Annotated in this window: 17 protein-coding genes and 1 pseudogene; 4 read left to right on the top strand and 14 right to left on the bottom strand. The window is 77.6% G+C overall.

The features are described from left to right. Nucleotides 1-35: 35 nt before the first annotated feature. The 5 genes from ACUN9U_RS09290 to ACUN9U_RS09270 all read right to left on the bottom strand — a co-directional run bounded on the left by ACUN9U_RS09290 (nucleotide 36) and on the right by ACUN9U_RS09270 (nucleotide 5,966). A complete protein-coding gene (locus ACUN9U_RS09290; RefSeq protein WP_445484667.1) occupies nucleotides 36-1,859 on the bottom strand; it encodes a putative bifunctional diguanylate cyclase/phosphodiesterase in 1,824 nt (607 codons plus the stop codon). Beyond that, nucleotides 1,852-3,078: a putative bifunctional diguanylate cyclase/phosphodiesterase gene (locus ACUN9U_RS09285; protein ID WP_445484767.1), complete on the bottom strand. Its 1,227-nt coding sequence runs from the start codon at nucleotides 3,076-3,078 to the stop codon at nucleotides 1,852-1,854. The genes ACUN9U_RS09290 and ACUN9U_RS09285 overlap by 8 nt, the downstream gene beginning before the upstream one ends. Before the next feature lie 47 nt (nucleotides 3,079-3,125). Then, nucleotides 3,126-4,142 (bottom strand): hypothetical protein, encoded by a 1,017-nt coding sequence (locus ACUN9U_RS09280; RefSeq protein WP_445484666.1) that lies wholly within the window; start codon nucleotides 4,140-4,142, stop codon nucleotides 3,126-3,128. 105 nt (nucleotides 4,143-4,247) lie between these two features. Beyond that, on the bottom strand, nucleotides 4,248-4,820 hold the full coding sequence (locus ACUN9U_RS09275) for a dihydrofolate reductase family protein (protein WP_445484665.1): 573 nt from the start codon (nucleotides 4,818-4,820) through the stop codon (nucleotides 4,248-4,250). Between the two features lie 30 nt (nucleotides 4,821-4,850). Further along, nucleotides 4,851-5,966 carry a diguanylate cyclase domain-containing protein gene (locus tag ACUN9U_RS09270; RefSeq protein ID WP_445484664.1) on the bottom strand — a complete coding sequence of 372 codons (1,116 nt, stop codon included), beginning with the start codon at nucleotides 5,964-5,966 and terminating at the stop codon, nucleotides 4,851-4,853. 204 nt (nucleotides 5,967-6,170) lie between these two features. Between ACUN9U_RS09270 and ACUN9U_RS09265 the strand changes: the two genes are divergently transcribed. Further along, nucleotides 6,171-7,169, top strand: a complete 999-nt coding sequence (locus ACUN9U_RS09265; protein ID WP_445484663.1) for a hypothetical protein — start codon at nucleotides 6,171-6,173, stop codon at nucleotides 7,167-7,169. Nucleotides 7,170-7,193: 24 nt separating this feature from the next. Here ACUN9U_RS09265 and ACUN9U_RS09260 read toward each other — a convergent pair whose 3' ends face one another. Continuing rightward, complete coding sequence (locus ACUN9U_RS09260; protein ID WP_445484662.1) at nucleotides 7,194-8,759, bottom strand: ATP-dependent DNA ligase; 1,566 nt, start codon at nucleotides 8,757-8,759, stop codon at nucleotides 7,194-7,196. Nucleotides 8,760-8,918: 159 nt separating this feature from the next. Between ACUN9U_RS09260 and ACUN9U_RS09255 the strand changes: the two genes are divergently transcribed. After that, on the top strand, nucleotides 8,919-9,515 hold the full coding sequence (locus ACUN9U_RS09255; protein WP_445484661.1) for a 3'-5' exonuclease: 597 nt from the start codon (nucleotides 8,919-8,921) through the stop codon (nucleotides 9,513-9,515). A gap of 61 nt (nucleotides 9,516-9,576) precedes the next feature. On the opposite strand, the gene ACUN9U_RS09250 is transcribed toward ACUN9U_RS09255, so the two are convergent. The 6 genes from ACUN9U_RS09250 to ACUN9U_RS09225 all read right to left on the bottom strand — a co-directional run bounded on the left by ACUN9U_RS09250 (nucleotide 9,577) and on the right by ACUN9U_RS09225 (nucleotide 16,601). Continuing rightward, entirely contained in the window at nucleotides 9,577-9,912 is a 336-nt protein-coding gene (locus ACUN9U_RS09250; RefSeq protein ID WP_445484660.1) for a hypothetical protein, read from the bottom strand. A 101-nt stretch (nucleotides 9,913-10,013) separates the two neighbouring features. After that, the gene (locus ACUN9U_RS09245) at nucleotides 10,014-11,081 is read right to left on the bottom strand and encodes an LLM class flavin-dependent oxidoreductase (RefSeq protein WP_445484659.1); all 1,068 of its coding nucleotides are present in this window, start codon (nucleotides 11,079-11,081) and stop codon (nucleotides 10,014-10,016) included. A 132-nt stretch (nucleotides 11,082-11,213) separates the two neighbouring features. Next, nucleotides 11,214-12,485: a cysteine desulfurase-like protein gene (locus ACUN9U_RS09240; protein ID WP_445484658.1), complete on the bottom strand. Its 1,272-nt coding sequence runs from the start codon at nucleotides 12,483-12,485 to the stop codon at nucleotides 11,214-11,216. Between the two features lie 55 nt (nucleotides 12,486-12,540). After that, nucleotides 12,541-14,772 (bottom strand): putative bifunctional diguanylate cyclase/phosphodiesterase, encoded by a 2,232-nt coding sequence (locus ACUN9U_RS09235; protein WP_445484657.1) that lies wholly within the window; start codon nucleotides 14,770-14,772, stop codon nucleotides 12,541-12,543. A 452-nt stretch (nucleotides 14,773-15,224) separates the two neighbouring features. Beyond that, complete coding sequence (locus tag ACUN9U_RS09230; protein WP_445484656.1) at nucleotides 15,225-15,470, bottom strand: DUF4190 domain-containing protein; 246 nt, start codon at nucleotides 15,468-15,470, stop codon at nucleotides 15,225-15,227. 135 nt (nucleotides 15,471-15,605) lie between these two features. After that, a complete protein-coding gene (locus ACUN9U_RS09225; protein ID WP_445484655.1) occupies nucleotides 15,606-16,601 on the bottom strand; it encodes an asparaginase domain-containing protein in 996 nt (331 codons plus the stop codon). A gap of 173 nt (nucleotides 16,602-16,774) precedes the next feature. Between ACUN9U_RS09225 and ACUN9U_RS09220 the strand changes: the two are divergent. Further along, nucleotides 16,775-17,258 (top strand): annotated as a pseudogene (locus ACUN9U_RS09220) (nucleoside deaminase). Nucleotides 17,259-17,327: 69 nt separating this feature from the next. Then, a complete protein-coding gene (locus tag ACUN9U_RS09215; RefSeq protein ID WP_445484654.1) occupies nucleotides 17,328-18,326 on the top strand; it encodes a DUF808 domain-containing protein in 999 nt (332 codons plus the stop codon). A gap of 67 nt (nucleotides 18,327-18,393) precedes the next feature. Here the strand turns inward: ACUN9U_RS09215 and ACUN9U_RS09210 are convergent, their stop codons facing one another. Together ACUN9U_RS09210 and ACUN9U_RS09205 are read right to left on the bottom strand one after the other, a co-directional pair. Continuing rightward, nucleotides 18,394-19,092 carry a VOC family protein gene (locus ACUN9U_RS09210; RefSeq protein ID WP_445484653.1) on the bottom strand — a complete coding sequence of 233 codons (699 nt, stop codon included), beginning with the start codon at nucleotides 19,090-19,092 and terminating at the stop codon, nucleotides 18,394-18,396. 31 nt (nucleotides 19,093-19,123) lie between these two features. Beyond that, nucleotides 19,124-19,984: an aldo/keto reductase gene (locus ACUN9U_RS09205; protein WP_445484652.1), complete on the bottom strand. Its 861-nt coding sequence runs from the start codon at nucleotides 19,982-19,984 to the stop codon at nucleotides 19,124-19,126. Nucleotides 19,985-20,008 lie beyond the last annotated feature (24 nt).

Below are 20,008 nucleotides of genomic sequence, written 5' to 3'. Positions count from 1 at the left end.
CCTCCTCGTGCGCCACCGCGGTGGTGGCCCCTCCTCTAGACGCCCGAGGGTGCCCCGAGGTTGCCCTGCGCTCCGGACTCCCGCGCCGGCGCGGGGCCCAGCCCGCCCTCGCGCACCAGGCGCACCAGCTCGTGGACCGGCGCCGGCCGGGCGTAGTGGTAGCCCTGGGCCAGCGGGCAGCCGAGCAGGGTGAGCAGGTGGGCGTGCTCCTGGGCCTCCACGCCCTCGGCGATGACGGTGATGCCCAGCTGGTCGCACAGGTCCAGCAGCGCCACGAGCATGGCGGCGCGGCGCGTGCTCGTAGTGACCCCGGCCGTGAACGCGGCGTCGAGCTTGAGGTAGTCCGCGGGCAGCGTGTCCAGGTGGCTGAAGGCCGAGTAGCCGGTGCCGAAGTCGTCGATGGCCACCGCCACCCCCAGCTCGCGCACCTGCGCGAGCGCCTCCAGCGCCGTCGTCGAGGCGATCTCCACGGTGCTCTCGGTGACCTCCAGCACCAGCTGGTCGGCCCGCCACCCGGTGCGCAGGAGCACCCCGGCGAGGGAGTCGACGAAGCCCGGCTCGGTGAGCTGGTGCCCGGAGGTGTTCACGGTCAGCAGCACCTCGCGGCCCAGCTCGGCGCTCAGCGTCGCGGCGTCCTGGCAGGCGTGGGTGAGCACCAGCTGGCCGAGGGCGTGCACCTGGCCGGTCTGCTCGGCGAGCGGGACGAAGACCGAGGGCGGCACGGCGCCGCGCTCGGGGTGCCGCCAGCGCGCGAGCGCCTCCACGGCCACCAGCTCCCCGGTGGCCGGGCGCACCACCGGCTGCAGGACGACGGCGACGGCGCCGTCGGCGATGGCGGCGGCCAGCTCGGCGCTGAGCGCCTCGCCGCCCGGGTCGGCGGTCCGCGTGCACCCGCGCCCGGCGGCCTTGGCGGCGTACAGCGCGGTGTCGGCGCGCCGCACCAGCGACGCCCCGCCCTCGCCCTCCCCCAGCTCCGCCACGCCCGCGGAGACCCCGACGGGGGCGGTGAGCTCGCGCAGCCGCGCGCACAGCGCCTCCAGCTCGGCCGCGGTGCTCCCGGGCGCGAGCAGCGCGAACTCGTCGCCGCCCTGGCGGCTGAGGTGGTGCCCGGGCGGCAGCGCCGCCGCCCACGCACCGGCCAGGCGCGAGAGCAGGGCGTCGCCGGCGGCGTGCCCGCCGCTGTCGTTCACGGCCTTGAAGTGGTCGACGTCGAGCAGGGCCAGCGACGCGGTGACCTGCTCGCGCCGCGCCAGGGCGGTCACCTCGTCGAGCAGCTCGTCGAAGCCGCGGCGGTTGGGCAGCCCGGTGAGGCTGTCCCTGACGCTGTCGGCCGCGCGCAGCACCAGCCGCCCGACGACGACGACCAGGCACACCTGGACCAGCACCTGCGCGGCGACCACCCCGGGGTGGACGCCGCGCCAGCTGAGGCTGACGGCCAGGGCGAGCACCTGGAAGGCCCCGTGCAGCACCGCCGGGCGCCCCTCGAAGAAGTGCAGCAGCCCGATGCCGCACAGGCCGAAGACGGCGGCGACCCCCATCGCGGCGGTGTCCCCGGCGCTCAGCACCACCGCCGCCCCGACCAGCACCGAGCCGGCGGCGACCACGACGTGGAAGCCCGGGGCCGGCGTGCGGTCGCCGCGCACCATCAGCAGCACGCCGACGGCGACGGCGACGGCGGTCAGCACGAGCAGGGCGGTGGTGGCGGCGCCGAGGGCTCCCCACCGGTCGGCCGTGGTCAGGGCGCCGGCCGCGCCGCCCGCGACGAACAGCCAGCCCGTCGTCGTCGTCTTCAGGCGGGTCCTGGCCCGCTCGTTCGAGGAGCTGCCGGGCTCGGGGGGCACCGGGGCGGCCTCACCCACGGGAGGACCGGGGAGCCGGGGCCGGGGCCGGGGCGCTGGGGCGCGGGCCGGGGCGCCCGAGCAGGTAGCCCTGCACCTCGTCGCACCCGGCCTCCCGCAGGCGCGCGAGCTGGGCCTCGTCCTCGACGCCCTCGGCGACCACCACCATCCCGAAGGCGTGCGCGGCGTGCACCACCAGCCGCACCAGCTCGGCGGCGCCCGCGGACTCCGCCCAGACCAGGCTCTTGTCGATCTTGAGGGTGTCGGCTTTGAGGTCCTGCAGCTGGCTGATGGAGGTGTAGCCGGTGCCGAAGTCGTCGATGCTCACGCCCACGCCCAGCGCCCGCAGCCGGTCCAGCTGCGAACCGGCCAGGGGCCGGCTGACGAGGACGGTCTCGGTGAGCTCCAGCACCAGCGAGCTGGCGGGCAGGCCCGAGGCCGCCAGGGCGGCCTCGACGTCGTCCACGAGGGAGGGGTCGACCAGGTGGCGCCCGGAGATGTTGACCGCCACGGTGGTCGAGGCCTCGGCCGACCCGTCGGCCACCCAGCTGGCCAGCTGCCGCGTGGCGGTGCCCAGCACCCAGCGGTCCAGGTCGCACACCAGCGAGGTGCGCTCGGCGACGGGGATGAAGGCGTCGGGCCCGAGCAGGCCGTGGCCGGGACGCTGCCAGCGCAGCAGGGCCTCGTAGCCCAGCACGCGCCCGTCGGCCGCGGCCACCACGGGCTGGTAGTGCAGCACCAGCTGGTCGGCCGCGAGCGCCTCGCGCAGGTCGGCCTCGACCTGGGCCGCCTGGGCCAGCTCGGCGCGCAGGTCGTCGTCGAAGACCTCCACGCGCCCGCGCCCGGAGGCCTTGGCCCGGTAGGCGGCGCTGTCGGCGTCGTTGAGCAGGGCGGAGGCGTCGGTGGCGCCGTCGCCCTCGACGACGACGCCGATGCTCGCGCCGAGCACCACCTCCCCGGCCGAGGTGGTGAAGGGCCGGGCGAGGGAGGCGGCCGTGCGCTCGGCCAGCTCGACCAGGGCGGCCTCGGAGGTGAGCTGCTCGACCAGGACGACGAACTCGTCGCCGCCCAGGCGGCCCACGCCGTCACCGGCGCGCAGCTCCGCGCGCAGCCGCTCGGCGACCTGGCGCAGCACCTCGTCGCCGACGGCGTGGCCGTGGCCGTCGTTGACGGCCTTGAAGTGGTCGAGGTCGATGAAGAGCAGACCGGTGCGGCTGCTGGCGCGCACGGCGCGGTGCAGCGCCGCGCCGATGTCCTCCAGGATGCGGCTGCGGTTGGCCAGCTGCGTCAGCGGTCGTGGGCCGCGGCGTGCGCGAGGTCGCCGCGCAGGGCGTCGCGCTGGCGCGAGGAGCGCTCGACCTGGCGGACGACCGTGGCCAGGCGGGCCACCACGAGGCCGAAGAGGACCAGGGAGGAGAGCACCAGCGCCCACACGTCCAGCGGCAGGCCGAGCAGGTGCTCCACGGCCATGGTCAGCGGCGCCAGGGCGACCGCGCCGGCGAGGAGGGCGAGCCGGCGCCGGGTCAGCGGGCTGCCGGTCCCGCCCGCGGCGATCGCACCGTCCGCGCCGCGGGCTGAGCGCGAGGAGAGCTCGCGCACCGACGGGTGCAGCGCCGCGGCCCCGGCCAGGGCGTAGGAGGCGATCCACGCACCGCTGGTCACGTCGCCGTCGGTGAAGTCCCCGGTCGCGGTGAGCGCGGCGTAGAGGGTGTCGGCCACGAGCAGCAGCACGGTGGAGGCGCACAGCAGCCGGAAGGAGGCGGTGCGCGCCCCCGGTGCCATGACGAGCAGCACGAGCAGGGCGAGCAGCAGGATGTCGGCGAGCGGGTAGGCCGCCGAGACCAGCCGGGAGACGAGCGGCTCGTCGGAGGCGAGCAGCGGGTGCGCCAGCGCCACCCACGAGACGAGGGTGAGGGCCACGGTGAGGACCGCGCTGTCGAGCAGCCCGGCCCGGTCCAGGCCGCTCGGCGCCAGCCGCACCAGGCGCCACAGGCTCAGCGCCAGGACCGGGTAGGCCAGCAGGTACAGCACGTCGGCCGCGCTGGGGAACGGCGAGGTGTGCAGCACGTGGTCGTAGTAGGCGAAGACGGTGTCCGCGGCGGTGAAGAGCAGCTGCCCGGCGGCCAGCAGCCACCACGCGGCGCGCTCCTGCGGGCGGTGGCGCAGCACCCCCCAGGCGATGCCCACCACGCCGAGCAGCCCGCAGACGGCGTACACGGCGTCACGGACCAGTCCCTCGGGCGCGGCGTAGTACGCGACGGCGGCCAGGGCCGCCACGGCGAGGTACCAGCGCAGGAGGAGCACGCGTCCCCATCGACGCCCCGCACCCCCGGGTTGAGCGCTGGGGCGCCCGGACCACCTGGTCGCCGCCGCCAGCGCCTGGGCCGGTGCGGTCAGCCCGTCAGCCCGTCAGCGCTGCGGCGCCCCCGCCACCCGGTAGCGCAGGTGCACCACCCCACCGGACAGGCGGCGCTCCTCCAAGAGCGCCAGGTCGAGCCGGAGGTCCGCGGGCAGGAAGGGCGTGCCGCCCCCCACGACGACCGGGTGCACCACGAGCCCCACCTCGTCGACCAGCCCCGCCCGCAGCGCCGCGGCCCCCAGCGCCGGGCCGCCGACGCTGAGGTCGGCCTCGGACGCCTCCTTGCGCCGCACGACGTCGGCGGGGTCGAGGGATCGGACGAGCTCGGTGCGCGCCGTGCTGACCCGCGTGAGCGTGCGGGAGACGACCACCTTGTCCGAGGCCTGCCAGATCCGGGCGTACTCGTGCTCGACCTCGGGCCTGCCGGGGAGCTCCAGCGCGGTCTCCCAGCAGCTCATCGCCTCGTACAGGCGCCGGCCGTACAGGTGCGTGCCGACCTGGCTCTCCTGCTCGTTGAAGAAGCGGTGCAGTTCAGCGTCGGGCTCGGTCCAGTCGAAGCGGCCCTCGGCGTCGGCGGTGAAGCCGTCCAGCGAGGTGTTCATCCAGTAGCGCAGCAGTCCCACGCCCCCCTGGACCGCGGGCGTGGCGAGGACTCATCGGTGCGCCGGGGACCAGGTGCGCGCGGCGGCGCCGGCCGCCCGGGCGGAGCGGTGCTGCTTGGTCGCGTACATCGCCGCGTCGGCGCCCGCCAGCAGCGCCTCGGCGGGCTGGGGCGCGTCGGCGACCGCCACGCCGGTGCTGGCTCCGACCACGACCCGCGAGCCGTCGGGCAGCAGGACCGGGCGCTCGAGCTCCGCGCGCACCCTCTCGACGACGAGGTCCACCTGACCGGCGCGCGCCAGGTCCTCCATGACGACGACGAACTCGTCCCCGCCCGTGCGGGCGGCGGCGTCGGTGGGCCGCAGCACCCGCAGGAGCCGTGCGGCCACCTCCTGGAGCAGGGCGTCACCCGCGGCGTGCCCGTGCGCGTCGTTGACGGCCTTGAACCCGTCCAGGTCGATGAAGACGACGCCGGTCAGCGCCCCCGGGCGGGCCGCGGCCGCGGCGCGCTCCAGCCGCGGCGCCAGGCCGCGCCGGCTGAGCAGCCCGGTCAGGGCGTCGTGCGCGGCCGCGTGCTCGAGCTGGGCCACGTGGCTGCTGCGCACCCGCTCCAGCGCCGAGGCCGCCTCCTGCGCGCGCCGGGAGATGCTCGCGGCGTTGAGCACCTGCGGGCACATGATCGCGAGCATGGCCACCATGAGCACCGCGCTGCGCGAGGGCGTGACCAGGCCGTCGACCCAGCCGGCCGCGTGCGCGCCCCAGGCCGCCGCCGAGGTGGCGACGACCATGGCGCAGGTCGACCACAGCTGCCGGCGGGTCGGCCTGACCTGCACCGCGTGCGCGGCGCACCCGGCCGACGTCGCCGCGGCCAGCGGCGCGAAGCCGAGCACGGTCACGACCGAGCCGGCGAGCACCATGCCGACCAGCACGATGAGCGCCCCGCGCCCCTCGGCGTCGCGCCGCTCCAGCGGCAGGCGCACCGCCGGTGCCGCCATGGCCCCCAGCAGGGCACCGCTGGCGGCGGCGGCGAGCACGGGCACGTGCAGCCCCGCGCCCTCCACCACGGCCCAGCGGGCGAGCAGGCAGACCGCTGCCACGGCCGCCGCGCTGCCGGCGACCCCCGCCAGCGGCAGGGCCCTGGCGAGCGCGCGCGGACCGGGAGGTGTCACCAGGAGGAGATCGGGCCGCGCGGCCCGCGGCTTGAGCCCCGCGACCCGCACGACCTGCCCGCGCACGGCTGCCGGTGGGCGCCTGCCGGTGGGCGCCGCTGGGCGCCGGCGGCCGCCGGTCGGCGTGTCGGCGCAGGCGGCGCCCGAGCACGACCTACCGTCGGAGCCACGGACTCAGCCGTCCGGGACGAGCAGGAGGACCACGTGGCACGCGAGCGGGCGATCGACCTGACGGCCCTGGTCGAGGAGGCGCGGCCCCCGCACGGCCGCGTGCCCTCCCCGCGCTTCCCGTCCTGGGAGGAGCTCGGCCTGCGCGGCACCCCGACGGCCGCTGCAGCGCAGGAGGTGGCCGAGGCCCTGCCCCGCCGCCGCGACCTGCGCGCGGGCCGGCCGGCGGACCGCCGGGACCGCGCGCCCCACGACGGCTACGACTCCTACGACTCCTACGACGGCTACGACGGCGACGACAGCGACACCGGCGACGACGCCCACCTCTCCTACGGCTCCTACGACTCCTACGACTCCTACGACTACCGCAGCTCGGGCGGGACCTCCCTCGACGGGCGCGGGTGGGACGAGGAGGACCGGCTCCCCCACGAGCTGCCGCAGCGCGCTCCCGCCCGGCTGGCGGTGCAGCCCTCCAGGGACCTCAAGGAGCTCGAGGAGGCCCCGGGGCGCCAGCGCCCGCCGGTGCTGACCTGGCTGCTCGTGGTGGCCGCCCTCGTGCTCACGGGCCTGGTGGGCTACCTGCTCGGCGCGAGCAGCCAGGCGGCGGACCTCACCGCGGCGCGCACCGCCGCCACCGCCGCGGAGCAGGCCCGCGCCAGCGCGGAGCAGCAGCTCTCCGCGGCCCAGCAGGCGCAGGCCAACGCCGAGTCCGCCGTCGCCAGCGCGCAGGAGACGACGTCCGCGGCCCGCGAGGCCGCCGCCCAGCTCGGCGAGGCGGCCGAGGCCGCGGTGACCGGTCGCAGCGGCGCCGCCAGCGCGCCGTCGCCGGCGAAGGCCCCCGCCGAGCCCGCCACCGCGGACGCCGCGGCCTCCGCCGGCTCCGCGGGGACCGCTGCCCGGGCCCCGCAGACCGGCGCGGGCGAGGCCCCCGCGGCCCCGGCGTCGGGCTCGGACGCCGCCGCCGCGCCCGAGGGCGGGGACTCCGGCTCCACCGGCGCGGACCCGGCGGCCCCGGCCGCCGACCCGGCCGGCTGACGCTCCGCTGCTGCACCGCCGGCGCTACAGCAGCGCGCGCACGGCCTCGACGTCGTCGGCCTGGTCGGCGCCCTTGTCGGGGCGGTAGCGCACCACCCGGGCGAAGCGCAGCGCCACCCCACCGGGGTAGCGGCTGCTGCGCTGGGCCCCGTCGAGGGCGACCTCCACCACCAGCTCGGGGCGCAGCACCACGCCCCAGCGGGGCCGGTCGGTGGCCAGCGCGGGGAAGGTCGCCGTCTGCCAGGCCAGCAGCTCGTCGGTCATGCCCTTGAAGGTCTTGCCGACCATCACCGGCGGCCCGCCCCCGGGGTCGCGCGCGCCGAGGTGGATGTTGGAGAGCGTCCCCGTGCGACGCCCGTAGCCCCACTCCGCGGCCAGCACCACGAGGTCGAGGGTGTGCACCGGCTTGACCTTCTGCCACGCCTTCCCGCGCCGGCCCGCGGCGTAGGGCGCCGCGAGGTCCTTGACCACGACGCCCTCGTGCCCGGCCTCCAGCGCACCGGCCAGCGCCGCGGCCGCGGCCGCCGAGTCCGGGCGGCGCGCCCCCGGCATGCGCAGCGGGGCGTGCTCGGGCGCCGCGAGCAGGCCGTCGAGCGCCTCCAGCCGGGCCTCGAGCGGCTCGTCGAGCAGGTCGCGGCCGTCGAGGTGGAGCAGGTCGAAGAAGAACGGGGTGAGCAGCACCTCGGTGGCCGTGGCGTCGGCGCTGCCGAAGCGGCTCATGGTGTCCTGGAAGCGGCGCGGGCGGCCGTCGTCGTCCAGCGCCAGGGTCTCCCCGTCGAGCACGGCGCGCTCGCACGGCAGCGCCAGCACCCGCTCGGCGACCTCCGGCAGCCCGTCGGTGACCTCCCGCAGCGTGCGCGTCCACACCCGCACGGGCGAGGGCGCCGCCCTGTCGAGGTGCACCTGGATGCGGGCGCCGTCCAGCTTGGGCTCCACGACGACGTCGGGGCCGAGGGCCGCCAGCGCGTCGGCCACGGTGCCGCCCGGGCTGGCCAGCATCGGGTGCACCGGCCGGCCGACCTCCAGGCGCACGGCCGCGAGGGCCCGGGCCGCGCCGTCGGCCCCGGCTCCCCCCGAGGCGGCCCCCAGGGCCGCCTCGGCCGTGGCGGGCAGGCTCCCCGACAGCATCGCCGCACGGCGCACCAGCGCTGCGGGGGCGCCCGAGGCGGCGACCACGGCGTCGAGCACCACGCCCTCCAGCGCGCCCTGGCGCAGCTCGCCGGTGATGAGCCGCCCCAGGAAGGAGCGCTCGGCCTCGGTGGCCGCGGCGAGCAGCGCCTCCAGCTCGGCCTCCCGACGGCCCGCCGCGCCGGGACCCGCGGTGGCGGCCAGGCGCTCCAGGGCGCCGTCGACGGCGAGCACCTCCAGCGAGGGCTCCTGCGCCGCGGGACCGGCGCCCAGGCCGGCCAGGGTGCGCCAGCCGACGCCGAGGCGGCGCTGGCGCGGCTCGCCGGCCAGCCAGGCGGCGACCACGGGCACCTCGGCGGCGGAGGCGGCGCGCAGCGCCGCGGCGACCCGCTGGGCCTTGGCCGAGCGGGAGCGGGTCGCGGCCACGGCCGCTGAGGCGGCCACCACCTCGGCGAGCAGCACCGGCCGATCCTGCCAGCGGCGGTGCGCCCGCCGCGCCGCGGTTGCGCCGCTCGGGGCGGACCCGTGCTGCGAACGGGCGTCGGCGGATGACGCTCGCTCAACCGCTGCTCGGCCGGCCCCGATCCGTCCTTCGTCCCAGACCGTTCCGAGAGGACGACCATGACCAGCACCACCCAGGCCCTGCGCGCTGCTGTCCTCCCGCGCCAGCGGCGCGACCTGTCAGGCTTCGACTTCGTCGCCCTCGACGTCGAGACGTGGAACGGCCGCACCGGCTCCGTGTGCGCCGTCGGCCTGGCCGTCGTCCGCGGCGGTGCCGTGGTCGACGAGTACGAGGCGCTGTGCCACCCCGCTCCGGAGCTGGGCGAGGCCGACTACCGGCACATGGTGGTCAACCGCCTGCAGCTGGGCGACCTCTACCACGCCCAGAGCTTCGGCGAGCTGTTCGAGACGGTCAGCGCCTTCGTGGGCGACCTGCCCGTCGTGGCCCACGGCGCCGCCGCCGACGCCGCGCACCTGGCCCGCGCCTGCGAGGTGGGCGGGCTCGCGGCGCCGGCGTGGGAGTGGCACTGCACCGAGGCGGTGGCCCGCCGGGCGCTGGACCTCACCAGCTGGGCGCTGCCCGACGTGGCCGCCGCCCTGGCGCTGCCGCGCTTCTCCCTGCACCAGGCCGGCGCGGAGGCCCGCGCCACCGCCGCCGTGCTCCTCGGGCTGGCCGAGCGCACCGGCGCCGTGCGCCTGGCCCACCTGCCCCGCTGACCCCGGCGCGCTGACCCGGTCACCCGGGTCGGCGCTCGCAGCGCCCCCGCCCCGCCGGACCTCAGGCCGGCGGGGTGGGGCCGCGCATGGTGTCCAGGAGCACGCCGCTGACCAGCAGCACCAGCGCCTCGGGGCTGCCGTCGTCGGGGACCCCGTCCCACGCGACGGGCTCCCCGCGCTCGGCGCCCGCCGGGTACAGGCTCACCCCCCAGCTGCGGTGCTCGGCGCGGCGCGGGGCCAGGCACCCGTCGACCTCGGTGATGACCAGCGCCTGCCCGTCGTCGAGCAGCACCTCGATGGCGCGCAGCTCGTCGCCGTCGTGGGTGAGCGCCGCCTCCAGGCCGTTGCGGCCGAGCAGCTGAAGCACGTCGGCGTACTCCGCGCGGGCACCGTGCACGGGCGGGAGGGCAGCCGGGGGCGTCGTCGCACCGTCGCGAGTCACCCCCCGACTGTGCCGCACGCCCCGCCTCCCGGCGACCGCTCAGCCGGTGGTGTGGATCACGCCCGTCGCGACGGCGACCACCCCAGCGCGGGCCCCAGGGAGCCGGCGATGTCGGTGAGGACCTGCTCCTGGTCCGGCGCGTCGAGGGTGAACGGCAGGGCGAAGACCGCCTCGTCCACCGCGCGGAAGCCTTCGTGCTCCCACAGCCGCTCGGCGATCTCCGCGGAGCTGCCCACGAGGTCGCCCGCGAACAGCAGGCGGCCCGGGCCCTGCGGCCTGGCCGTGCGGGCCTGCCGGGAGGCGGCGTAGGCCCGGTAGCGCTCCACCTGCGCGGGGGTGGCGGAGTCGGTGGGCAGGACCACCAGGCCCTGGGAGACCCTCCCGCGCCCCTCCCGCCCGCCCCAGCCGTCCCGGTAGGCGGCCACGTGCGCGGCCTGGACCGCACCGAAGTCCCACGCGTGGTCCTCCTGCGGGGAGCGGCCCGGGCGCTGGCCGACGCCGTCCTCGGCCCTCACCACCGAGGACAGCAGGAGGTTGACCCCCTGCTCCCCCGCCCACCGCGCCGAGCCGGTGCTGCCGACGCCGCACCACGTGCGGCCGGCCAGGCCGGGGGCGTGCGGCTGCACCCGCTCGGAGAACACCTCCACCCCCTGGGTGGCGCGGGTGCCAGCGGGCTCGCCGCGCAGCAGCGCCAGCAGGCGCTCGCCGCGGCGGTGGGAGAAGTCCTCGACGTCGGCGGTGTCGGGGTAGAGCGCCGCGCGCACGTCGTCGAAGCGCATCGGGGTCCCGGTGGAGAAGCCGGGGTGGAACCTGCCGCCGGACAGGACGTCGAGGGTGGCCCAGTCCTCCGCGACGCGCAGCGGGTTCTCCCAGCCCAGCGGGGTCACCGCCGTCCCCAGCTCGATGCGGGTGGTGCGCTGCGTGGCGGCGGCGAGCACCGCGACCGGTGAGGAGATGCCGGGCTGCAGGTGGCGGTGGCGCAGCCAGGCCGAGTCCAGGCCCAGGCGCTCGCCCAGCTCGATGGCGGCGAGCACGTCGGCGTGGCCCGGGCCGGGGTCGTCCTCGGCGAAGGTCCCGATGGTGAGGAAGCCGAGCCGCCGCAGCGGCTCACCGTGGCGCGGCACGCCGCCCACGCTAGTCGGCACCCCGCCTGCGCCGCCCTGGCCCCGGCCCCGTCCGCGCCCCGTCCGACCGTGATCATGGGCGGTCGGCCACGTCCCGGTGGCCGATCCCCCATGATCACGGAGGGGGTGGGGTCACAGGGCCGAGCGCAGGGCCTCCAGCAGCCTGTCGACGTCGTCGTCGCTGGTGTACGGCGCGGTGCCCACCCGGATGCCAGGACCGTCCAGCGCCCCGGCGCGCTGCAGCGCCCGGTAGGGCTCCTCGGCGTAGAACCACCCCGCCGGCGCGAGCACCCGCCGCTCGGCCAGCGCCGCTGACACCTGCGCGGCGTCGCGCCCGGGGGTGGAGAAGTACAGCGTGGGCGTGCGGTCGGCGGCGCGGGAGTGCACGACGACGGCGCCGCGCGCGGCCAGCTCGGCCAGGCCCCCCTCGATGCGGTGCCGCAGCCGGTCCTCGTGCGCCTCCGCGGCGGCGGCCGAGGCGGCCAGCCGCTCGCGCCGGCTCCCCGGCTGCGCCGCGGAGGACGACGCCGAGGACGACGCCGGCGCGAGCCCGGCGAGCACGTCCACGGCGGCGGTGACCCCGGCCAGCTGCTCGTAGGGCAGGGTGCCCAGCTCGAAGCGCTCCGGCACCGCGTCGGTGGAGGGCACCAGCTTGTCGGGGTGCAGGCCCTCGAGCAGGGCGGGGTCGGCGGCGAGCACGCCGCAGTGCGGGCCGAGGAACTTGTACGGCGAGCACACCCAGAAGTCCGCGCCGCTGGTCCGCAGGGACGGCAGGCCGTGCGCGGTGGCGTGCACGCCGTCGACCCAGACCAGCGCACCGACGGCGTGCGCCGCGTCGGCGATGCGGTGCAGCGGCGGGCGGGTGCCCAGGAGGTTGGAGGCGCCGGTGACGGCGACCAGCCGGGTCCGCTCGGACAGCAGCCCCTCGAGGCCGTCCGGTCCCTCCAGGACCAGCTCGCCGGTCGCGGCGTCGAGGTCCAGCCAGCGCACCACCGCACCGGCGCGCTCGGCGGCCTGCACCCACGGGCGGACGTTGGCGTCGTGGTCGAGCCGGCTCAGCACCACCTCCTCCCCGGGCCGCCAGGTGCGCGACAGCGCCCGGGAGAAGTCGTACGTCAGGGCGGTGGCAGAGCGGCCGTGGACGACGCCGCGGGGGTCGGCGTCGAGCAGGTCCGCCGCGGCGGCGCGGAACCCGCCCACCACCTGCTCGGCGCGCTGCTGCGACGGGGAGGCCGCTCCGCGGTTGGACAGCGGTCCCGTCAGCACCGCGGCGACCGCCTCGCCGACCTCGCGCGGGGTCTGCGTGCCGCCGGGCGCGTCGAAGAGGGCCCACCCGCCGCCGGGACCGGCCGGGTCGAGGGAGGGGAAGCGGGCGCGCAGGGCGTCGACGTCGAGGACGGTCACCCCCGCATCCTCACGCACCCGTCCGGGCTCGCCGTGGCGGCGGCCCGCGGGCGGCTCAGCCGCGGCGCCAGGCCGTCAGGTCGGCCGGGGCCATGGCCCGGGCGTACAGCCACCCCTGCAGCTGCTGGGCACCCAGGGCCCGCAGCGCCTCGGCCTGCTCGGGGGTCTCCACGCCCTCGGCCACCGCCACGAGCCCCAGGCTGCGCGCCAGCCCGATGACGGCCGAGGCGACCTGCGGGTGGCCCTGCCCCAGCTCGACGACGAAGGACCGGTCCACCTTGAGGGAGTCCAGCGGCAGCTGGCGCAGGAGCGCCAGGGAGGAGTAGCCGGTGCCGAAGTCGTCCAGGGCGATCCGCACGCCCATCCCCCGCAGCCGGACGAGGCGGCCGCGGGCGGCCGCGCTGTCCTGCACGAGGGCGGTCTCGGTGACCTCCAGGCACAGGCGCTCGGCGGGCAGGCCGGTCTCGGCGAGGACGCGGGCGACGTCGTCGACGATCTGGGGGGAGCACAGCTGGATCGCGGAGAGGTTGACGTTGACCGCCCGCGGCGCCAGGTCGCCCAGCTCGGCGTCCCAGCGCAGGACCTGCCGGCAGGCCTCGCGCAGCACGAACAGCCCGACGGCGTCGATCAGGCCGTTGGCCTCCGCGGTCGCCACGAGCAGGTCCGGCGGCACCGGCCCGCGCTGCGGGTGGTGCCAGCGCACGAGCGCCTCCACGGCGGGCAGCGTGCGGCACGAGCCCGCACCGCCGCCCTGGCCGCCGTCGGCGGAGCCGACGTCACCGGCGTCGAGCACCGGCTGGTAGGCCACCTGCAGCTGCCCGGCGGCGAGCGCCTCGCGCAGCTCCAGGGTGAGCACGAGGGCCTCGTGGGCGTGCTGGCGGGCCGCCTCGTCGCACAGGGCCACCCGGTCGCGGCCGGCGCGCTTGGCGCGGTACATGGCGATGTCGCAGTCGGCCAGCACGTCGTCGGGGCTGGCGTGGCGGTCGCTGGCGCGGGTGACGCCCACGCTGGCGGCCACGTCGAGGCGCACGCCGTCCAGCTCGACGCCCTCGCGGAGCCGGCCGAGCAGCTGCTCGCCCAGCGCCAGGGCGGTCGGGTCGTCGGGGACCCCGTCGCAGACCACCACGAACTCGTCACCGCCCCAGCGCGCGACCACGTCGCCGGCGCGGACCACCTGGCGCAGCCGCTCGGCGACGGCCACGAGCATGCGGTCGCCGGCGTCGTGGCCGAGGCTGTCGTTGATGACCTTGAAGTTGTCCAGGTCGAGGAAGACGCAGGTCATCGGCGAGGGGGCGCCGGCCGCGGCGGTGGGCTGCGGGGGCGCCTCGGCGCCGCGGGCCAGGCGCCGCGCCATCACCTCCACCAGGTGCGTGCGGTTGGGCAGCCCGGTGAGCGCGTCGTGGCGGGCCTGGTGGGCCAGCTGCTCCTCGAAGGCGCGGCGCTCGGTGAAGTCCTCCGCGGTCCCCACGAAGCCCGCGCCGTGCCCCGGGCTGGAGGTCGGTGACAGCCGCAGCCGCACCCAGCGCGGCTGGCCGTCGCTGCGCTGCAGGCGCACCTCCGCCGACGCGGGGACGCCGTCCAGTGCCTGCTCGACGCACTCCAGCACCGCCGGCAGGTCCTCGCCGACCACCCGCTGCACCCACGCGGTGCCGAGCAGCGCGGACTGCGGCTCGCCCAGCAGCTCGCAGAAGGCGTCGTTGACGTGGGCCAGGCGCAGACCCGCCTCGGAGATCATCGTCGGCACGGGGCTGTGCTCCACCAGGGCCGCGAAGCGCCGCTCCTGCGCCCCGGCGCGCTCCTGGGCGGCGCGCTCGGCGGGGGTGCCGACGGGGGCCAGGAGGAGGGTCCAGGTGCGGGCGGCGGCCGAGGGCAGCGCCTGCAGGAGCACGGGCACCAGCGCGCCGTCGGCGGTGAGCAGCTCGGCGTGGGAGCGGCCGGGCCTGCCGCGGCGCAGGACGTGCGGGTGGGACCCGTCGGGGCCCGGCGGCGCCAGCAGGCGCACCAGGGGCCGCCCGAGCAGCTCCCCGGCGCCGGCGCGCAGCACGTCGTGGGCCGCGCGGTTGGCCCACAGCACCCGGGCGTCCTCCAGCGCGGCGGACGCCTGCGGGCGCGGGCGGCGCCCGCCGCGCGCGGTGCCGGTCGGCACCTCGACCACGAGCAGGGCGTCGGAGGTGGCCAGCCCGGCGTCGAGCAGGGAGCGCAGCACGCGCTCCTCGTCCACCGCCGACGGCGCCGGCGGGGCGGGCGGGGCGGGGACGACGCGCAGGGGCACCGCCTCGGCGCTCACCGGCACCGCCCGCTGCCGCGGGGTGCGGCGCAGGAGCGTCGCGGGTGGCGCGCCGGGCCCGGGCAGGCACGGCGGACGAGGAACCCCATCACGGTCCTTCCGGTGGTGCTCGCAGGCCCGCGTCCGTCGGGCCCGCTCCCCTCCATCGGCTCCTGGGCCCAGGACTCCAGCCCGGCTGCGCCAGCGCCTGCGGAGTTCCCACGTTCGGCCCTCGCGCCGGCCGAGCCGTGCTGGGTTGGGCGCGGGCCGAGGACGCACGGGCTCGGCGCGAGGTGTCGCAACCCTGGCGCGAAGTGTCGCAACCCTGGCGCGAAGTGTCGCAACCCTGGCGCGAGGTGTCGCAACCCTGGGGCGATACCGACAGGTCCCGCCACGGTTCCGACAGGTCCCGCCAGGGTTCCGGCAGGTCCTGCCTGGGTGGTGGGCGGCCAGAGGCCCGCGCCGCGTCCGGGTCAGGGGGCGGTGCTGCCCGACGTGGCCGCTGCGATGATCACCACGGCCAGGAAGGCGACGTAGAGCGCCCCGAGCACGGTGAAGGCGATGCCGATCCACATCCCTGCGGTGGCCAGACCGCGGCCGCCAGTGCCGAACCTGTCGACGTTCCTGCGGCCGATGACGCCGAAGACGATGCCGAGGACCGGGAAGACGAAGGCGAAGACGAGCGCCAGGATCGCCATCGTCTCGGTGGGCCGCTGCACGGGGGCGCTGCCGTAGCCTTAGTGGGCGGGCTGCTGGGACACGGGTGCTCCTCGGATGGGGGGCGCTGCGCCGGGCATCGTGGCGCAGGTGCCCGGCGCGGCACCAGGCACCGCGCCGGCGCGACGGCGGCTCCCTCAGCCGCCGGACGCGCCGCTGCGCGCCCGCACCTGCTCGGCCACGAGCGCCAGCACCTCCGCGGCGCCGGCCGCCCCACCCCGCTCGCCGACGGCAGCCGCGCCGCGCAGCAGCACCGCGAGCAGCACCCGCGCCTGCCCGGCGCGCAGCAGCCCGGTGGCCAGCGCGCCCGCGGCGACGAGGTCGGCGCCGCCCCCGCCGTCGCCGTAGGAGGGCACCACCGGGCCGTCGGGCACGCGGGTGGTCAGCAGCACCGGCACCCCCGCCGCGGTGGCGCGGCGCACCGCGGCGACCACGGCCGCGGTGGCGTTGCCCGAGCCCAGCGCCTGCAGCACGACGCCGCGGGCGCCCAGGTCGAGGGCGGCGCCGAGCAGGGCGCCGTCGTCCCCCGGGACGACGGCGACGACGTCGACCCGCGGCCAGGGCACCTCCGGCGGCGCCGGCGCCAGCGTCCGGGCTAGCGGTCCCGGGCGCGGCAGCGGCGCGGCGGCCGGCGCGAAGGCGGCGAGGTCGGTGGTGTGGCGCTTGGTGGTCCCGGCCACCGGGAGCAGGGCGCCGCCGAAGGCGACGAGCACGCCGGCCCTCCGGCGGGCGGGGTTGGCTGCGGCGGTGAGCGCGGCGAGGAGGTTGGCGGGGGCGTCGGAGGCCGGGGCGTCGGCGGTGCGCTGGGAGCCGGTGAGGACCACGGGGCGCTCGTCGTCGTGGTGGAGGTCGAGCAGGTACCCGGTCTCCTCCAGGGAGTCGGTGCCGTGCACGACCACCGCGCCGGCCACCGCGGGGTCGGCCAGGGCCGCCGCGACGGCGGCGCGCACCTGCTCGGCCTGGGCGAGCGTGGTGGTGGCGGAGTCGACCCGCAGCGCCTCCAGCACCCGCGCCCGGACCCCGGCGCGCTCGGCGGCGTCTCCCAGCACCCCGGCGCCGGACAGCGTCGGCCGGCTGACCCCGTCGGCGCCGGTGGTGCTGGCGATGGTCCCGCCGGTGGTCACCACCGCCACCAGCGGACGGCGGTCAGGGCTGTGGTCGTCGGCGTCCAGGGCTGCCTCCCGTCGAGCGGGCCCCGGCCGGCGCCCTCGCAGCGAGCAGTGTGGTGGACGGGGGCGGGCCGCCCTCCGGCCGCCCTGTGGCCGCCCTGTGGCCGGCGGAGGGCGGCGCTGGCAGGCTCGCCGGCGTGCCGCTGGACGAGCGCGACCTCGCGCACCTGACCCGCTGCGTCGACCTGGCCGAGGAGGCCGTCGACGCCGGCGACGAGCCCTTCGGGTCGCTGCTGGCCGAAGCCGACGGGCAGGTGCTCTTCGAGGACCGCAACCGCGTCGGGGCCGGTGACGGCACGCGGCACCCCGAGCTGTCGCTGGCGCAGTGGGCCGGTGCGCACCTGCCCGCCGAGCAGCGCGCTTGAGAGTCTCCGGGGAGCACTGCCCGATGTGCTCGGCGGCGCACGGGTGGGCCGGGCTGGGACGCATCGTGGTCGCCACCACCGCCGACCAGCTCAGCCGCTGGCAGCGCGAGCTGGGGGCGCCCCCGCGCCGGTCGCGCCGCTGCCGGTCAGCGCGGTGCTGCCGGGCGCGGTGGTCGACGGGCCCGCACCGCACCTGGCCGACCGGGTCCGCGACCTCCACCGCCGCAGCCTGCGATCAGGGGACTCCCAGCCCTAGGCTCGCGGCCGTGCACCGCCTCCCCGCCCCTGCGCCCGCGGCCCGTCCCCTGCCGGCGGGGGTGCGGCCGTGAGCGCCGGGCTGTTCGCCCTGCTGGACGACGTCGCCGCGCTGGTGCGGATGTCGGCGGCCTCCCTCGACGACGTCGCCGCCGCGACGGGACGCGCCAGCGCCAAGGCCGCCGGCGTGGTGGTCGACGACGCCGCGGTGACGCCCCGCTACGTGCAGGGCATCGAGCCGAAGCGCGAGCTGTCGATCATCTGGCGCATCGCCAAGGGCTCCATCCGCAACAAGCTGGTCTTCATCCTGCCGCTGGCGCTGCTGCTGAGCGCCTTCCTGCCGTGGCTGCTCACGCCGATCCTCATGCTCGGCGGCGCCTACCTCGCCTACGAGGGCGCGGAGAAGGTGTGGGAGAAGATCTCAGGCCACGGGGGCGGCCACGGGGCTGCCGGGTCGGGCGAGGCCGCGGCGGACGGGGCCTCGGCGGACGGGGCCGGCACGGCCGAGCAGGACCCGGCGGAGCGGGAGAAGGGCATCGTCTCCTCGGCGGTGCGCACCGACCTCATCCTGTCCGCGGAGATCATGGTGATCGCGCTCAACGAGGTGGCAGCGGAGACGGTGTGGGCGCGCGCGGTGATCCTCGCCGTCGTCGCCGTGGTCATCACCGCGGTCGTCTACGGCGCCGTCGCGCTGATCGTCAAGATGGACGACATCGGCCTGGCGCTCTCCCGGCGCAGCTCCTCCGGCGTGGCCGCCTTCGGCCGCGGGCTGGTCAAGGCGATGCCGGTGGTGCTCTCCACGCTGGCCACCGTCGGCGTGGTCGCGATGCTGTGGGTGGGCGGGCACATCCTGCTGGTGGGCACCGACGAGCTGGGCTGGCACGGCCCCTACGGCCTGGTCCACCACGTGGAGGAGGCCGTGCACGACGCGACCGGAGCCCTCGGCGGGGTCCTGGGCTGGCTGGTGAACACCGCCTTCTCCGCCGTCGTCGGCGCGGTGGTCGGCGCGGTGCTCGTCGTGGTCATGCACCTCGTCCCGAAGCGCCGCGCCAAGTCCGCCGCGCACTGACCCCGCGCCCCCCACCCCGACGGTCGAGGGGGGACGCGGTGGGAGGGGCGGGCGGGTCAGGTACGGGTCAGGGACGGGCGGGGGCGAGCACGCAGAGCTCGTTGCCGGACGGGTCGGCGAACACCAGCCAGGGCAGCTCTCCCGGCGCCGACAGGGGCGTGGCGCCGAGCGCCCGCAGCCGCTCCACGACGCCGCGCTCGATGACACCGCGCTCGCCGTCGCCGTCGTCCTCCCCGGGGTCGGTGGCCTCGCGGCGCACGTCGAGGTGCAGGCGGTTCTTGCCCGCCGGTCCGGCCGGCTTGGGACCCACCTCCGGGCACAGCGCGAGCAGCGGCCCGACGCCGTCGGGGTGGCGCAGGGCCGGCGACCCGCCGACGTCGCCGGCGCGCTGCCACCCGGTGACGGCGGCCCAGAAGGCGGCGTCGCGCTCGGGGTCGGCCAGCACGGTCCAGGGCACGCCGTCCCCCTGGCCGACGTCGGCGCGCCGGGCGCCCAGCGCGAGCAGGCGCTGCACCACCGGCGACCGCTCGTCGACCCGCTCCCCGCCGCCGCGCAGGTCGAGGTGGAGCCGGGGCGGGGCGGTTGAGGGGTGCTCGACGCGGGGGAAGCAGAGGTCGAGGAACGCGCCGGTGCCCTCGTCGAGCACCAGGCGCGCCTCGAGCAGGTCGGGCTCGTCGGTGATGACCTCCGCGCCCAGGGCCGCGGCCCAGAAGCCGCCCAGGACGCGCGGGTCGCGCGCGTCCCAGACGGCGTTCTCGAGCCTCACCGCGGGCCCGCGGTCCGGTCAGCCGACGACGTCAGCCGAAGACGTCGGGGTCCGGGCCGAGGCGCTCGCCGCGCTCCAGGCCGGCGATGGCGGCCACGTCCTCCTCGGACAGCTCGAAGCCGAAGAGGTCGATGTTGGAGCGGATCCGCGAGGGCGTCACCGACTTGGGGATGACGATGTTGCCGAGCTGGACGTGCCAGCGCAGCACCACCTGGGCGGGCTCCTTGCCGTGGGCGGCGGCGATCTTGCCGATCGTCTCGTCCTCGAGCACGCCCTTGCCCTGGCCGATGGGGCTCCAGGCCTCGGTGGCGATGCCGTGCTCGGCGTGGAAGGCGCGCAGGTCCTCCTGCTGCAGCCACGGGTGCAGCTCCACCTGGTTCACGGCCGGGGTGATGCCGGTCTCGTCGAACAGCGCCCGCAGGTGGGTCTTGGAGAAGTTGGAGACGCCGATGCTCTGGATCCGGCCGGCCTCCTTGAGCTCGGCGAAGGTCTTCCAGACCTCGACGTAGTTCGCCTGGTCCTGGCCGGGCCAGTGGATCAGCCACAGGTCCAGGCGCTCGAGCTGCAGCTTGGCCATGGAGTCGTCGAAGGCGCGCAGCGCGGCGTCGCGGCCACCGGCGCGGTCGCCGTTGGCGAGCTTGGTGGTGACGAAGACGTCCTCGTGGGTCAGGCCGAGGCTGTCCTGGGCGGTGCGCAGCGCGTCGCCGACCCCGGCCTCGTTGCGGTACCCGGCGGCGGTGTCGATGTGCCGGTACCCGGCGCCGAGGGCCTCCAGGACCACCTCGTCGGTCTTCTCCGGCGGCACCTGGAACACGCCGAGGCCGACCTGGGGGACCTGCTGGCCGTCGTTGAGGGTCACGAAGGGCACGGGTGTGCCGTACTCGAGAGGCATCCCTCGACCGTAGGCGCGGGCCGC

This window comes from Quadrisphaera sp. KR29, assembly GCF_052644995.1.
This window is presented reverse-complemented; position numbering and strand designations above follow the sequence as displayed.

Bases quoted from the DNA above. Each gene is read 5' to 3' on its own strand.
- ACUN9U_RS09255 (WP_445484661.1), top strand. From the start codon at position 8,919: ATGACCAGCACCACCCAGGCCCTGCGCGCTGCTGTCCTCCCGCGCCAG.
- ACUN9U_RS09205 (WP_445484652.1), bottom strand. From the start codon at position 19,984: ATGCCTCTCGAGTACGGCACACCCGTGCCCTTCGTGACCCTCAACGAC.